The sequence below is a fragment of the Clostridium cuniculi genome (genome assembly GCF_004353185.1).
GTDB classification, from domain to species: domain Bacteria; phylum Bacillota; class Clostridia; order Clostridiales; family Clostridiaceae; genus Clostridium; species Clostridium cuniculi.
On the sequence record NZ_SMUS01000010.1, the window covers coordinates 91,671 to 109,228 of the forward strand.

Sequence of the window (17,558 nt, forward strand, 5' to 3'; positions counted from 1 at the left end):
AACAAATATTTAACATAATTTCTATAGAAAATCTCCAAAAATCAAATGAAATTATTATCATTCATAGTATTACTTCCAATTCTTATTATATATTATACTTTTACAATTAGCAGTTTGATACTTATTTTTTTATTTAATACCTATTTCTTTTTCTTCTTATACTTCTACTAAAATCATTTTTTCTCCTATTACCTCTAAATATAGGCTTATACATTCCGCTCCTAGCTTCATGTAACATTTCCTTACAACTTCTACACCTTTCACTTGGATAATCCCAAGATAATTTTTTCCCACAGTTAATACAAACTCTTTCATGATCTAAAAGATTGGTTAATAAAAGTTCATTTATTTTATTGGCAGTCTCTTCCTTCTCATATGATATATATCTATTATTTATCATCATATTAAAATTCTTTCCAAAAGAATAATTTAATTCTAATGACTTATAATAACTTTCAAGCTCATCAAGCTCCTTCTTTGAACTTACACTTTTCTTAAGAACAGGCTTCTTTAAATTTACTGCACCTGCACTATACATCTTACAATATTCTTCCCATAGAGCTTCTACTGCCTTATTATTTTCCTCAAAAGGAATTGTGGCCATTTTTAAAAGATCTTCTTTAGATGCATTTATATTAAGCTTCTTCAATCTATTTAAAAGAAAAATTATTCTTGTAACATCTGTTTTTTCATAATATCCTTTGATAGACATTACACTCCATGTTTTTAAAGCATCTATAATATCTATATTTATATCAATAAGTGACTCTGGTATTCCTATAAAACATTTTTCAATTTTCTTTGTCTGTGCAGTTAATGCATTCCTTATTAAGTTGCTATCACTCATAGTTGCAACGTATCCCTTATTATAAATACCCTTACGTCCTGCTCTTCCTGCTATTTGCTTTATTTCAGAAACATTTAATTTTCTTAAAGACACGCCATCATATTTTCTTGTTTCTAAAAACACAATACGTTTTATAGGAAGATTAACTCCCATTCCAATAGCATCTGTACATACTATTACTTCTGTTTCACCATCTAAAAATCTTTCAAATTGCTTTTTTCTTGTTGAGTATGGAAGTGAACCATAAATTATACTTGTTTTTATATTATTGTTAAGAAGCTGTGCTGAAACTGCAAGTGCCTTCTTTTTGCCAAAAACAACTAACGCATCTCCTGGTTTAACATCTTTATTTAAATCAAACTTCTTATCCTCAAATATTAACTTTGTATCTCTTTTATGTTCTACAATTTCATATGTGTCATTACAATCTTTTATTAACTTAATTACTACATCCTTTGCTTCTGGTGCCATACATATATGAATTTCTGGTGCCATTACCCCTATTATAGCTCTTGTCCATGCCCAACCTCTTTGTTTATCAGCAATCATTTGGGCTTCATCTATAACACATACATCATAAGGAGTCCCAAGTTGCAACTTTTCAATAGTTGATGAGACATGACCTGCATATGTAATAATATCCTCTTCCTCTCCTGTTAATAATGAACAAGGTATGTTTTGAGAATTAAGCTTATCTTGAATTTCAAGTGCTAATAATCTTAATGGAGCTAAGTAAACCCCAGAGTCTGCTTCCATAAGTCTTTCAATACTTGAATATGTCTTTCCTGTGTTAGTTTCACCAACATGAAGATAGAAATGTCTTTTCATATCTCTTGTTTCTTTATATTCATATATTGGATTATCTAAAATTATCTCTTGAATTTCGTCTTTTGCTTTATTTTTAATATATATGTTTTCTGATGTCCAAACTAAACCTTTTATACATATCCATGGAATACATTCTTTAAAATCTAACATTTCATTAATAGATGGTGCTTTTTCATTTTCTTTTAAGTATTCCTTATAAAGAATATTTTCAACTATAGCAATTCTTTTTATTATTTCATTTATTTTATCTTCCTTAGATATAAGGTTTCTTCTAAAGCCTGGTAAATTAACACTTTTATAATATCCAAAGACCATATTTCTAGCATCTTCTAAAAATAAATTCATATGTTCCTTTGTCTTATAAATATTCACATTAATAAGATTATCTAATCTTTTATCAATTGAATTAACAACCTTAACTTTAAGTCTATTTATTCCCTTTGTAGATGCGCTTGCCTCTTCACTACTTTTAATCATAAGTTGTATTAATTTTTCTTCATCATTACTATTATCTGCTTCTACAACTTCTGTATAGCAATCATTAACAATTCCTAATGCTGCACAACCTTTATCATAAATATCTAATAAAAGTTTTTCTTCTAGGATCACTACCTTAACTGCAACTGAAGCTCCCCATCTGCTTTTAAATCCATTTCCTATTTCAACTTTTATTTTTTCTTCTATACTTCTCTTTTTATCTTCACTTAACTCCTCTAAATCTAGGTCGTAATATACCTTACCATCCCTAGTTCTCTTGTACCACCTAACACTGTTCCATAGAAATTCTTCAGTATATCTACTTTTAAACCTTTTATATAATTCGCCCTTTTTCTGCTCCATTATTTTTTCTACTTCTTCATATAAAACAGTGGCAATATCCTTTGGCTCATACTTAAATACAGGTTTATCATTATTGCTACTTTCATCATCTTCTAACTCTTCAATATATGAACCTTCCCATGATAATTCATATATAAAATCTTTCACATAAGTATAATCATAAATATTAAATGGTCCATTATCCTTTAATTCAACTTTAGAATTTATATCATACTTATTGTAATTTGAATCATCTATTTTAACTTTATTAACTTCCTTTATGTATTTAACAATTTCTTTAATTGTTTCATTAATAAATTCATTATCTATGTATTTAGCTATTTCATTTTTTGTTTCTTTTCTTAAGGTACACTTAATCGAACCCATCCCATCACTTCTTTCTAAAAATATTTAATTTAAAGTAGTTTTTATATTTCAACTCATTTCTTGTCTCATTATAGCATAGATAATATTTTTAAAAGCAATTATTTAAATATAACATTAGATTTTGATAAAATATTCACTTTAGTTAAAAATAAATTTAATTAAAAAATTTGCAGTATAAGGGAAGAGTAAATAGATTATTGGGATAATAATCTATCTACTCTTCCCTCTTTTTTTAATAAAAAGTGCCTTTACAACACACTCCTAAAACATGGAATATCATCAACCTCTTCTAAATCATCATTAATAATAATAAGCTCATTTCCATCAGTAACAATTCCATATTTAACAGTATCATAATTACTCATATATTCTTTAAGATGAATTACCTCTCTTTCAGTACCTTCCCCTAATCTATTAGTTTTAATAAATATAAATGGTACCTTATCTATATTGTCATAAGTATAAACAACAACATCTATCTTTTCAGCCTTAGTTTCAATATTAACCTTAACTTCAACATCTATTAATTCTTTTGGATAACCATATCTATTTATAAGTTCATCAATAATCCATTGTCTTGTAATTTCTTCACTTTTATAAATATCAGCAATTTTATAAGCAAATAAATACTCATCAATATTAATTCTATGTAACTTTCTAAAATTACTTTTTGAATTAATCCTTAAATATTTACAACTTATATCTTTAATAAACTTAGAAGGATTTCCATCACTAGTTAAAAATAATTGCTCTGTAGCTCTAGTCATTCCTACATACAATAATCTTCTATCCATAGATTCCATAAAATCCACATCTTCAAATTCATTTTCAAAAGATTTTAATGGCATATATTTATCATTAAGTCCTACTATCATAACAACCTTAAATTCTAAACCTTTAACAAAATGCATAGTAAGTAATTTAACACAATCATCACTAAAATCTAACTCTTCATCATTTTCAATTTCTTTATAAGGAATATTATTTTTCTCTAAATAATTTTTTATTTCTTTTAATTGATTTTTAAACCTACTTATAATTGCAATGTCTTTATAATTATATTTTTCCTTCAATTCATCATTTATTATTTTAGTAATATATTCAGCTTCTAATATCTTATTTTTAAATCCTCTATATACAGGATAAACTCCATGCTTATCAATTAATGATGGCTTTACAAAGTTATCTTCCTCAATAATATTTTTATCATCTGCAATTAAACTATATGCTGCATATGCTATTTGAATTGTTGTTCTATAACTCTTGGATAATGATGTAGACTTACCTGTCATATCCAAGCCTATACTTGTAAAACTTCTTCCTTTTACTAACCATGCCTCTGGATAAATACTTTGTGCTGTATCTGAAACAAATAGCATACTAGAATAACTTCTATTCATGTATAATATTTTAATAAACTCTAATTGTACTCTTGTTAAATCCTGTGTTTCATCAACTATAATGTGAGTATATTTCTCTTCTACATGACTTTTAGCTTGCCTTAATGCTATTAATGAAATATCCTGTACATCTACTAACTTATCTTTTTTTAGATTTTCATTATACTGAAGCATAACTTCAAAAATAGCCTGTCTTATCTGAGAATTCTTTCTTAATTTATGTGGTGATTCTATATTATTATTTGATATCCTTCCTATTCTATCAATATTTTGATACTCTTCAATATCTGTATAATTACATGATTTCATCCATCTAATTTCTTCTTTGATAAATGTTATGTTCTTTTCATCTAATACATTTATTTTTTTATAATTTTCTCTTACTTTAATAATTGCATCTAATAGAGCCTTGGTAACTTGCTTATCATTAGCAAGTTTAAATTTTTCATTTTTCGTATTTAAAATAAAATATTTAAACATTATATTATCAATAGTTTCTATATATAGCTTGTCCTTATCTCCACTTTCGTATATTCCTAATGATAATTGTTCTTCTTTTTTATTTTTTTCTATTTCTTCATATATATATTTGACATAATTAATTAATGATTTGTTATATGTAATAACAAGTACTTTATCATCTTTTTCATAGCAATAATCTTTTAATAAGAATGGTATTTTATGTACTGCTACTGTAGTTTTTCCTGAGCCTGCAACCCCTTTAACTAGTACATGCCCCTTTGGCTTATTTTCAATTATTCTTCTTTGTTCATCATTCAACCTCATTATTTTTTCTCATTTCCCCTTTTATTTTCTTTATAGTGCAATTATACCATATTTTGTATATTGTTTTCATTTTAATATTTCTAAAATAATTAAAGCTACCTTAACTTAAAAGTTAAGATAGCTTTTCAATATATTAATATATTTCTTAATATTCTACTTTATTTATTGCTATATTTTATAATAATTTATTTGCTATTTTAATATAATACTTACCTTGCTATTTCCACTCTTAATCTTCACTAATGTATCATTACCATCTACATTAAACTCTGCACCTTCAATCGTTTCTACATTACTTATATCTTTTAATACTAAAGTCCATGCTTCCTCTGTTCCAGCTGATTCAACTTTTATTTCCTTATTATTCTTTAAAACTTCAACATAAAGTTCTTCATTATTATGAATATCTAAAACTTTTGTAGAGGTTTTAACTCCTTCTTTTAATTCATATGCTAATAATGATACATCTTTTCTATAATCGTAATCTGGTTTTGTATCTTCTGAGCCAATAGCAATAATACTATTTTCTTTAATCATCATAGGTATACTTAAATAGTCATGCTTTTCTTTAATCCATCTTCCACCTTCATACTTTCTACCAGTAATAAAGTTTGTCCATTTACCTTCTGGTAAATAATATTTTGCTTCATTTTCATCATTAAAAATTGGAGCTACTAAAATTGATTCTCCAAGCATATATTGTTTATCTAAATAAGCACATGCATCATCATCTTGATATTCTAAAACCATTGATCTCATTACAGGAATCCCGGTTTCATGAGTTATATTTGCCATTCTATATAAGTAAGGCATGATTCTACATTTTAATTTAGTGAAAAATCTAACTACATCACAAGCTTCTTCATCATAAAGCCAAGGTACCCTGTAGGACTTACTTCCATGTAATCTACTATGAGAGGATAATAATCCAAATGCAACCCATCTCTTATAAACATCAGCCGTAGATGTACTTTCAAATCCACCTATATCATGACTCCAGAATCCAAAACCAGACATACATAATGATAATCCACCTCTTAAACTCTGTTCCATAGATTCATAATCGGCTTCACAGTCTCCCCCCCAATGTACTGGAAACTGCTGTCCTCCTGCTGTTGCTGATCTAGCAAATAATACTGCTTCATCCTCTCCTTTATATTTCTTTAGTGTTTCAAATACTACTTTATTATACATATAAGTATAGTAATTATGCATTTTATTAGTATCTGACTTATCAAAATATTCTACATTTTCTGTAGGTATACGCTCACCAAAATCAGTTTTGAAACAATCTACACCCATATCAATTAATTCTTTTAATTTCCCAGAATACCATTCACATGCTGATGGATTTGTAAAATCAACCAATGCCATTGCTGGTTGCCACATATCCCATTGCCATACACTACCGTTTGGTTTCTTTAATAAATACCCATATTTTTTACCTTCCTCAAATAACTTTGACTCTTGCCCTATATAAGGATTTATCCATACACATATATTTAATCCTTTTTCCTTTAATCTCTTAAGCATCCCTACTGGATCTGGAAACACCTCATCATCCCATTCAAAATTACACCAATTATAATCTTTCATCCAAAAACAATCAAAATGAAATACTCTAAGTGGAATATCACGCTTCGCCATTCCATCAACAAAACTTGTTACTGTTGCTTCATCATAATTAGTTGTAAAAGAAGTTGTAAGCCATAATCCAAATGACCAAGCTGGTGGTAACGCTGGTTTTCCTGTTAATGCTGTATAGTTTTTAACAACTTCCTTCATTGATTCCCCACCAATTATAAAGTAATCTAGATTTTCTCCTGGAACACTAAACTGAACCTTATTAACACTTTCTGATGCTACTTCAAATGATACTTTCTCTGGATGATTTACAAATACACCATATCCCTTGTTAGTAATATAAAAAGGGATATTCTTATAGCTTTGCTCTGTACTTGTTCCTCCATCTTCATTCCAAACTTCAACTGTTTGACCATTTTTAACAAAGGCAGTAAACTTTTCACCTAATCCATAAACCAATTCACCTACGCTTAATCGTAGTTGCTCTCTCATGTAGACTCCTTCTTCTACAATATTTATAAAGTTCTCTTCTTGTATAGTTTTTACATAAGCAAGCCCCTTATTTTCACTACAAGTTAACTTCTTCTTACCTTTATAAAATGCCATTTCCCATTTATCTTTATTAAGAATCATTTTAGTATTTCCTGATTTAAAAACAACTTCATTTTCATTATTTTCAATAAATACTTTTGTATTATTATTTTCATTTATTTTAAAATTAGGTACTTTCTCTTCATCTCCCATGAAATGATAAGCTCTAACTCTAATTACATCTTCCATTGGTGATGTGATTTTATATGTTATTACTGCCCCACCTAATGTATCTCCTCTTGACGTTATTTTAGTACAAGGTGCATATATAGTTAAAACATTATCTTCTATTCTTACTCTATGAACTTCTTTTGGGCCGTATATTTTCACTCCCTCTTTATCTAACCAACATCCATTACTGAATTTCATAAAAATACTCTCCTTCTCAAAAACTTATTATTTTGTTTAATCTTTTAATAAATTACCATATTAGTTTCTACCCTTTTACAGATCCCGCTGACACTCCACCAACAATATACTTTTGTCCTAAAATAAATACTATTAATACAGGAATTAATGTTAAAATTATATCAGCACTAACTAAGTTCCATGAATTTTCAAATGCACCAAAGAAGTTATAAACTGCTAAAGTCATTGGCCATTTTGTAGAATTATTTAAGAAATATAGTGGCATAGTAAAATCATTCCAAATAGCCATAAAATTTAAAACAAATAATGTCGAAATTATTGGTTTTAATAATGGTAAAATTATATTTATAAACAATCTTATAGGTCCACATCCATCTATTACTGCTGCTTCATCTATTTCTCTTGGAATAGTTGAAATAAATCCATAACATAAAAATAAACTAAGTGGTATATTTATAGCTGCATAAAGTAATATAATCCCTAATCTTGTATTAACAAGATTTAATGCTTGCATAACTTTCATTAATGCAACGTTATTTATTGGGATTGCTATACCTGAAATAATGAAGTAATATATCCAATTATTTATTCCCTTTCTATTTCTAGAAATAACAAAGGCTGCAGCAGATACTACAAATACAATTATTACAACACTTAAAGTTGCATATAAAAGACTGTTAAAGAATGAAGATAAAAGTTTTCCTTGCTCTATTACAATCTTATAATTTTCAAACTGCCATGTACTAGGCAAAGAAAGGGACATATTATTTGCCTCTCCTTGAGTTTTAAATGAATTAAGAAATAAAACTACTAATGGAACTAAAATTACCAGACTTATAAAAACTGTAACAATATTTGCTAATAATGACCTTATTATTTTTTTTGATTTTCTCATTATGCTTCAACCTCCTTATTCTCCATTGATTTAATAATAAAATATAATAGTAATAATAATATGAAGAATAAAATACTAGATAAAGTTGTTCCCATTGCATAATTCCCCTTAGAAAACTCTTTATAAACTGCTGTATTAATTACTCCTGTAGCATTTCCTGGTCCACCATTTGTTAATGAATAAATCATATCAAATACTCTTAAACCATATGTTACATTTAATATCGTAACATTTACTATTATTGGTTTTAATAATGGCATTGTAATATTTTTAAGCTTTTGCCAGAAATTAGCCCCATCTATACTTGCCGCTTCATAGTATTCTGGTGCAATAGACATTAAACCAGCTATAATAACAACCATTATATAACCCATACCTTTCCATGTATCTACTGCCATTACAGTCTTAAAAACTATATCTAAATCAGTTAACCAACTTCTTGTAAAAACCTCTAATCCTATTGTGTTCAGAAAATTATTTAGAAAACCTGTTGTTGGATGTAGTATACTTTTAAAAACAAGCCCAACTACTAGATAAGACATTACTTGAGGTGAAAATATAATCATTCTATGCAAATTCTTGAATTTAATTATTTTTTGTGTTAATAAAAGTGCCAACGCTAATCCTACTACTGTCTTTAATATTGTTGTAACTACTGTAAATGAAATAGTATTCCAAATATACAACCTATATTCTGGTCTGCCTTTAAATACTTCTATATAATTTTTAAATCCTACGAAATTCAATTCACTTGAAAAGTTATTCCAATCAGTAAAAGAATAAAAAATACCTATAATTCCTGGTAAGAAACAAAGTAAGAAAAATATAATTAATGCACCACTTGTAAAGTACCATGGATATAACTTTTTCCTGTTCATAATATTACCTCCAATTTTTATTAACATTATAATAATTATTTCTTTTATCTTCTAATTCTATTAATAATGGAGGAAATAAAAATATTTTTCCTCCATTATTAATTCACTTAAAAACTACTATTATATAAATGATTAGCTTTTATCTATATTTCAAATTTATTCTGTCCAATATTCATCTTTTTGTAATTGTGCTTGTTCTGTACGTCTATCTATAATTGTTTGTACCACTTCTTCTGGAGACATTGCACCAGTATACATAGCTTCTAAATCTTTTCCAATATCCATCCATTGACTATCTATATACTTAACGCCTACTTGAACTACCATTCCTTTTTCTAAAGAATCAATATATGCTTGATCTTCTTCAGAATATTTTCCTTCTATTTCCGGCCAGCATACTTCTGATAATCCTGGTTGTCCATCTAAGCGTTTTTGTAAATTTTCTGGTCTTGCTAAAAACTCAAAGAATTTTAATGCAGCATCTACATTTTTACTATTTTTATTTATAAAATAAGCATTACTAGCAGGGTTTACACCAATTGTTTGGTTATCTCCCCAAGGCATTGCAAAAATACCTAATTTGTTAATATCGAAATCTGGGAAATCTACTTTTACCTCATCTTTCCATGCCGCTTCCGCTATAAACATAGCTACTTTTCCATTAGCCATAGCTTCCTTTGCATTTTCAACTGAATTACTTAAATAATCATCACCATAAAAACCTAAATCAGCAAATTCCTTTAATTGTTCTATTATTGTTAATAATTCTGGAATATCATCTAAATCCATTTCATTTTTATTAAGCTTTTCATATAAACCTGGATATTTATCTTGATACATAGCTCCTGTTTCAAATAAAGGTAGAACTTGATGCCATCCATTTTGAGTGCCTTCATATATAGGAGTTACCCCTGAATCTTTAATTTTTTGACATACATCTTTAAACTCATCATATGTTGTTGGAACATCTAAACCTAAATTTTCAAATATTTCTTTATTATAAACATAGAAATACATCTTTTTCCCTGGGAATGTTATACCATATACCTTTTCATTATATGATATTGATGGAATAACATTTTCATCCATCCTTGAAACCCATTCTTCATCTGTTACATCTAAACAATATTTTTCTGGATTTACTCTTGTTACTAAATTTAATGGATCCGCATCTGCACAAAATATATCTGGAGCTTCACCCGAATCAAGTTTAACTTTTAAAAGATCTCGCCATTGAGCATCTGGAGAAATTTGAAAATCTACCTTTATTCCTGTTTCCTCTTCAAATTCTTTTGCTAATTCTTGTACTATTCCCGATGTTGGAAGCCCTGATTGATGTGATCCAAAAGTTAATGTTACAGAATTTCCATTACCTGAAGTCGATGAACTAGAGGAATCTCCACATCCTATTAAAAAACTTCCTGCCATTATCCCCATCATAACAGCACTTAAAACTTTCTTTACACCCTTTACCATACTGAATACCTCCATCTATTTGATAATTTTGTCTATATGTTAATATTTTCTATACATTTATGATATCATTTACATTAGCTATATTACATAGATAAAACTGAACTATCATTTGCACTTTTTTGAACTGTATTGTATAATCCTTTTATAAGGAGGATAATAATGGAACATAAATTTTGCTACTCTCAAAAAACGTATTTATTCTTTATTTATGGAGTTTTAGTAACTGTTTTACTATCAATTTTCTTTATAGTTTTTTATTCATTTTACAAAAATAATATTGTCAACGCTGCTAAAATAAAATCTGAATCTTTAAGTGCATCTATAGAAAATTCATTAACTACTGAATTAAATAACCTATCTACTATATCTATGAATGTAGTTTACTCTAATGCAATAAAAAAACACTTTACTAGTTTTTCTAATGAATATAATACGACTAAAACAAATAAATCAACATTTTTAAACTTAAGAGAAAACGTTTTATTAATATATGATATTATAACTGCTATTTTAGGTCCATTTCAGTCTGCTATGCAGGTTAATCTTTACGACTTAAACGGTAGTTGCATTGGATCAGGTTATTTTCAAGGTATAACTCAAGTTAATTTAAATAATTTAACTTGGTATCAAGCTACAATTGATAAAAATGGGTCTAAATATATCTCAAAGTTGGACAAACTCCCTAATAACCCTAATTCATATATAGGAAGTTCAGAATATATAACTTTAACTCGTTTATTTTTTAATAGTTCTAATGAACCTGAAGGAATAGTTGAAGTGATACAAGATTGTGATACTGTTTTTTCTTTAATCTTAGAGTTACAACAAAAAAATCCTGCTACCTCCTTTTATATATACAATGAAAATAATGAATTAATTTACCCATATAAACTTATAGATAATACTGTAATAGATTACTTAAACTTAATTGCAAAAAACTCACTTACATCCTCTTCTGCTGAATTTATAAAAGTAAATAACTCAGATGAATATCTTATAACCTATGAAGAGATTGAAGGATACGATTGGACAATAGTAATAAGTGAACCTAAAAATATAGTATTTCAATCATTAAACTCTTTTAAATTAATTTTTATAATTATAATAGCTTTTTCAATTGGCTTTACATTAATTTTATGTTTTGTTATTTCTAGTAAAATTACATATCCTTTAAGTAAGTTAAGTCATGCAACTAATAAAATAACTATTAATAATGTACTTTCTGAAAATGATAATATAATTACTCCTATTGATTCAAATATTAAAGAAATATCAGAATTATCAACAGCTTTTATTGATATGTATAATAAGTTAAGAGATTCATCCCATGAAATTTTGCTATTAAAATCTGAGGAAACAAGAGCAAAGCTACAAGCTACTCAATCATTATTAAACCCTCACTTTTTATATAATAGCTTAACAAATATTAGTGTTATGGCAGAAGAAAATATGAATGCCGATATAATACGAATGTGTGATTCTCTTTGTAGTTATTTTAGGTATATATCTAATAATTCGGAAACTATACTTTCTCTCGCTGAGGAAATTTCATTTACTGAACAGTATATAGAATGTATGAAAATAAGATATGGCAATGATTTTATATACCATTCAAATATTAAAGAAGATACTAAAAACATATTAATCCCTAAGCTAATACTTCAACCCTTTGTAGAAAACGCATTTAAGCATGGTTTTAGTACTTCTCCACCTTGGTACCTTAAAATAAGCTCTGATACCAAGAATAATAAATGGATAATTAAAATTGAAGATAATGGTGGTTGTTTAACTTGTGAAAAACGTGATGAATTACTTAATAAATTTGATACATTAGATAAAAATAAAGAAATTTACTCTTTAAAAATAGGAGGAATGGGATTAAAGAGTATATACCTCCGTTTAAAACTTCTTTATGGAGATAAAAGCATTTTTTATATAGATAATTCACTTTGTGGTAAAACAATATTTATAATTGGAGGACCAATTTATACAAATAAGGAGGATTTTTATAATGACCATACACAAATATAAATTCATTATAGTAGAAGATGAATATCTTATAAGAAGAAATTTAATAAAAAAAATTGAATCTTTATCTTTACCACTTGAATTAGTTGGAGAAGCTAGTAATGGAGAAGATGCAATGCAACTAGTAAATAAACTATGTCCATCTCTTATTATTACAGATATTAAGATGCCTCGTTCAGATGGATTAGAATTAATAAAATACATTAATCATAACTATCCTTCTATAAAATCAATAGTCCTTAGTGGATATGATGAATTTAAATACGCTCAGACCGCATTAAGGTTTGGAGCAAAAGATTTTCTTTTAAAACCAGTAAAAATTGATGATTTGAAATCATCTCTTCAAAATGTTTTGGTTATTCTCGATGGTGAAAATAAAAATAGTAATTATTTCTCTATTGATGCACATAATTTAAAACCAGAAGATTTAAGTAAATTACTAGAAAAATATTTAATTAACAATTATTCATCTATAACTTCAATAAATGATATTGCCGATAAATTTGGATTTACTAATGAATATTTAAGCAAAATATTGAAAAAATTTACTGGTGAAACTCCACTAAAATATCTAACGAAAATTAGGATAAATAAGGCAAAACAACTTTTATTAAACAAACCTGAATTAGAAATAAAAAAAATTGCTGAATTAGTTGGTTATAAAGATGCCTTTTATTTTAGTAGAGTATTTAAATCTAATGTTGGTATATATCCAAGTGACTATAGATTTCAAAATAATATTATCTAAGATAATAACTATAAAAAATAGCCACAAGACTAAATCTTGTAGCTATTTTTAAAGCTCTCTTCTCCACTTTTAAATATAAAATTTATTTTTTATTTTTTCTTATAAACAAACATACCTGTTACCACAGATACAGCTCCTAATACTGCTACTAATCCACTTCCTACAACAGCACCAGTTTGAGGTAACTTAGAGCTAGATGGTTTCTTTGAAGAATTTGATGTATTATCTCCATTATTTGTTCCTGAACTTTCTGTAGAATCTGATACTAAATCATTATTACTATTATCTTCATTGCTATCACCAGCTACTGTATCATCAGAAACTTTTTCATTTAATATTTCTACTACTTCATCAGCATTACCATATGCAACGCCTCCTGTTAATATAGATACTGATGACAATTTTTTATCTTGAATTTTTTCATCACCTACATATACTTCTACTACATTGCTATTGGCAATTACTTTTAAAGTTTTATCTTCCTTTTTAATTAAGAAGTATGGATTTTCTGTATCATCAGTATTAACTGTTAATGTTGCACCTTCAGCTTCTACTTTACCTTTTATATCTTGATATAAAATTTCACTTGCAGAATCTAAATTTAATCCTAAATTGCTTGCTATATATTGAGGTAACTCTGTATTATCAACTGTACCTCTTAACTTTTCAACTCCTGCAGGAGCATAAACACCTAAATAAACATCTCCACCTGTATGTCCGCCAGTAGTATATCCAAGCTTCGCACGAATTTTCATTACTTCATTTATTTGACCATTTTTTGCATATTCAAGCTCTTCATCAGTAATATCTGTATAACCATAGTATTCTTTTATCAACCCTTTAATTTCTTCATCAGACTTTCCTTCTGCTAAAGAAGTAAACTTTTCTGCACTTAATTTGAAATCTTTCATTTGCATTATTGATTCTTCAAAAGTTAAATCATCATACCCACTTGTTGTACTTTCATTACCTATACTAAATCCACTATTAGCATGATCTGTTGTGACTACAACAAGAGTATCTTGATTTTCTTTTGCATAGTCTAATGCAACTTGAACAGCATCATCAAAAGCTAAAATATCTCCAATTGCTCCTGCTGGATCATTTGCATGAGCTGCCCAGTCGATCTTACTTCCTTCTATCATTAAAAAGAATCCCTCTTCATCTTTTTCTAAGACTTCAATAGCTTTCTCTGTCATTTCTGCTAAGCTAGGTTCTTCCTCATTTCCTTCAGCAACTCTATCAAAATCATATGCTAAGTCTTTTTCTGCAAATAAGCCCCAAAGCTTATCGGAAGTGCTTTCATTCATTTCTGATTTAGTTGTAACGTAATCATATCCTAAAGACTTTATCTCTTCTGTTAAATCTTTACCATCATTTCTTTTTCCGCCACCAGTAGATTCAAAGAATAAGCTTCCTCCACCTAATACAACCTCTATATCTTTATATAATTGTTGTTTCATAATAGAATTGTAATCTTGTCTATTTTCAACATGGGCTGAAAAAGCTGCTGGTGTTGCATGAGTTATTTCAGAAGTAGCAATTATACCTGTAGATAATCCATTTAATTCTGCAGCCTCTAATATTGTAGCTTGTGGCGTTCCTTCCGCATTTAATCCTACAACACCTGAATTAGTTTTATATCCTGTTGATAATGCTGTGCCTGCTGGGGCTGAGTCTGTAATTGGCCCATTTGCCCATGCAGTTTTAACAAATCCACTTCTAATACTATCCATAGCTAATTTATCATTGCCTAAAGTTCCATCTTGAATGTCGTTATAATATTTTGCTGCAGTAAGTATTCCATCACTCATTCCATCTGCAATTAAGTAAATAACATTTTTAACCTTTTTCTCATCTGCCTTAGTAGTAAGAGGATTAATTGATCCAAATATAAGTGTACATCCTAATATTAAAACTCCTGCTTTTGAAATTAATGTATTTCTAGTTTTCTTTGAAATCATTAGTTTTCCCCTCCTACTACTTCTTCAATATCTTTAGAATTAGTATTTTCTTTTAAATTTGAAACTATATCTATTAACTCTTGTGGTATAAAATATTTGCCATTTATATATGGAACTACAGTTTTTAATTCCTTTTCTTCTCCATTAATTCTGTAATTATTAGTATATAAATCTACTTCAATAACATTCCCTAATCTTTCTATAGTAAGCTTTGGAGAATACTTAATAGTTTCATCTATAGAAGCTTTAGTTCCTTCTATTTTATTTAGTATAACTTCACCATCTTGATAAATTTCCTTTGTATAAGAACTCAATATTTCTTCTCCAAATAAAACTCTTTGCATATATTTATTTACTTCTGTATTATCGACAACACCTTCTAAAAGTTCTACATCAGATGGTGCATATACTCCAAGATAAATTTGCTCTCCTGTGTGCCCACCAGTTGTATAGCCAATTCCAACTCTTCTCGCTATGACTTCTCTTATTCCTACTTGTCTTCCTTCCCCTTGCTCACCCTTTACTATAGCTAATTCTTCATTATTTAAATCTATTCCATAGTATTTTTTAGCTAATGCTTTTATTTCATCATTACTTTTACCTGATGCTATTTCATTAAATCTCTCTTCAGTAATTGTTGCATTTTTTAATAAGTCGGTAGTATTTGCATATGTTGCTTTATCATATGATTCAATATTTTCATTATAGTAACTACTTCCAATAGTTATACCACTATTACCATGGTCTGTTGTTACTACTACAACTGTATTTCCATCAGCTTTTGCAAATTCAATAGCTTCTTTAACAGCTTCATCAAATGCTAATATATCTGATACTATTCCTACAGTGTTGTTAGCATGAGCAGCCCAATCAACTTTACTACCTTCTACCATTAAGAAAAATCCATCTTCATCTTTATTTAATACTTCAATAGCTTTATTAGTCATTTCTGCTAATGACGGCTGAACATTATCATTATCACTTTGTCTATCAAAATCATATTTTAAATCTGCATCTGCAAAGCTTCCCCATAATTTATCACCATCATAACTTGTTAATTGGTCTTTTGTAGTGATAAAATCAAAGCCTTCTTCTTTAATATTATTTACTTGTTCTTCATAGTAAGATTCAAATTCGTCAGTTGAAACTTCTGATGAAAATCCACTTGGCTTATTAAATCCACCACCTAAAACAACTTCCATATCTTGATTTATTTGTTGTTGTAATATTTGATTATAATACTTTCTATTGTTAGTATGTGCTGTAAAATCACCTGGTGTTGCATGAGTTATTTCACTAGTCGCTACTATACCTGTGGCCTTTCCAACACTTTCTGCCCCCTCTAAAATACTAGCCATTGGAGTATCATTAACTGATGTTCCAATATATTTATTATTAGTCTTTTCACCAGCTGCATATACAGTTCCCCCTGGTGCAGAATCAGTTATTGGCCCATTTGCCCAACTTGTAATTACACTCCCTACAGATATCTCATCCATAGCTAAACTATCACCCTTTGTATGTCTTGCTAATGTAATAGCTTCAGTACTCATTCCATCAGCTATAAGCATAATTACATTTTTAGCTTTCCCTCTCTCATTTGCATAAGCTACATCACTTTTGGATGAATGTATATTAGTAGTAACCCCTGCTACTACTAAAAAAGCAGCTATTATACCCCTTATTCTTTTACTCATTAACTTATCCTCCCTATGTATATTTACATATATTACATAATTTACTATAAATGAGATTCTTTAAATTGATATTAAGATCTTGCTAACTATTGTTAAAGCACTGTTAACAATATATGGGTGTTCCTCCGGGGAACATCCTTTTTATGGATGCTCCCCGGAGGAACACCCATTTTTTTACATCAACTATTACACTTTTACCCTTCCTTTAATCAATTTTCTTTTAATATTATTTTCTACAATATCTATAAAGCTATGCCTAAC

General features: G+C 28.2%; 10 protein-coding genes. 2 read left to right on the forward strand and 8 right to left on the reverse strand.

Annotated elements, in window-relative coordinates; all coding sequences use genetic code 11:
* Positions 1–133: 133 nt before the first annotated feature.
* The 6 genes from EJJ37_RS06900 to EJJ37_RS06925 all read right to left on the reverse strand — a co-directional run bounded on the left by EJJ37_RS06900 (position 134) and on the right by EJJ37_RS06925 (position 10,860).
* On the reverse strand, positions 134–2,881 hold the full coding sequence (locus EJJ37_RS06900; RefSeq protein WP_133014863.1) for a helicase-related protein: 2,748 nt from the start codon (positions 2,879–2,881) through the stop codon (positions 134–136).
* A 248-nt stretch (positions 2,882–3,129) separates the two neighbouring features.
* Positions 3,130–5,067: a 3'-5' exonuclease gene (locus EJJ37_RS06905; RefSeq protein WP_133014864.1), complete on the reverse strand. Its 1,938-nt coding sequence runs from the start codon at positions 5,065–5,067 to the stop codon at positions 3,130–3,132.
* 192 nt (positions 5,068–5,259) lie between these two features.
* Positions 5,260–7,611 carry an alpha-xylosidase gene (gene yicI / locus EJJ37_RS06910; RefSeq protein ID WP_133014865.1) on the reverse strand — a complete coding sequence of 784 codons (2,352 nt, stop codon included), beginning with the start codon at positions 7,609–7,611 and terminating at the stop codon, positions 5,260–5,262.
* A 67-nt stretch (positions 7,612–7,678) separates the two neighbouring features.
* Positions 7,679–8,506, reverse strand: coding sequence for a carbohydrate ABC transporter permease (locus EJJ37_RS06915; protein WP_133014866.1), 828 nt, complete (start codon positions 8,504–8,506; stop codon positions 7,679–7,681).
* Entirely contained in the window at positions 8,506–9,384 is an 879-nt protein-coding gene (locus tag EJJ37_RS06920; protein WP_133014867.1) for a carbohydrate ABC transporter permease, read from the reverse strand. The genes EJJ37_RS06915 and EJJ37_RS06920 overlap by 1 nt, the downstream gene beginning before the upstream one ends.
* Positions 9,385–9,540: 156 nt before the next feature.
* Positions 9,541–10,860, reverse strand: coding sequence for an ABC transporter substrate-binding protein (locus EJJ37_RS06925; protein WP_133014868.1), 1,320 nt, complete (start codon positions 10,858–10,860; stop codon positions 9,541–9,543).
* A 159-nt stretch (positions 10,861–11,019) separates the two neighbouring features.
* Between EJJ37_RS06925 and EJJ37_RS06930 the strand changes: the two genes are divergently transcribed.
* Together EJJ37_RS06930 and EJJ37_RS06935 are read left to right on the forward strand one after the other, a co-directional pair.
* Positions 11,020–12,891, forward strand: a complete 1,872-nt coding sequence (locus tag EJJ37_RS06930) for a sensor histidine kinase (protein WP_133014869.1) — start codon at positions 11,020–11,022, stop codon at positions 12,889–12,891.
* On the forward strand, positions 12,872–13,636 hold the full coding sequence (locus EJJ37_RS06935; protein ID WP_420808526.1) for a response regulator transcription factor: 765 nt from the start codon (positions 12,872–12,874) through the stop codon (positions 13,634–13,636). Before EJJ37_RS06930 ends, EJJ37_RS06935 begins: the two co-directional genes overlap by 20 nt.
* Before the next feature lie 89 nt (positions 13,637–13,725).
* Here the strand turns inward: EJJ37_RS06935 and EJJ37_RS06940 are convergent, their stop codons facing one another.
* Together EJJ37_RS06940 and EJJ37_RS06945 are read right to left on the reverse strand one after the other, a co-directional pair.
* Positions 13,726–15,600 carry an alkaline phosphatase gene (locus tag EJJ37_RS06940; protein ID WP_133014870.1) on the reverse strand — a complete coding sequence of 625 codons (1,875 nt, stop codon included), beginning with the start codon at positions 15,598–15,600 and terminating at the stop codon, positions 13,726–13,728.
* Positions 15,600–17,297, reverse strand: coding sequence for an alkaline phosphatase (locus tag EJJ37_RS06945; protein WP_133014871.1), 1,698 nt, complete (start codon positions 17,295–17,297; stop codon positions 15,600–15,602). The genes EJJ37_RS06940 and EJJ37_RS06945 overlap by 1 nt, the downstream gene beginning before the upstream one ends.
* Positions 17,298–17,558: the final 261 nt, after the last annotated feature.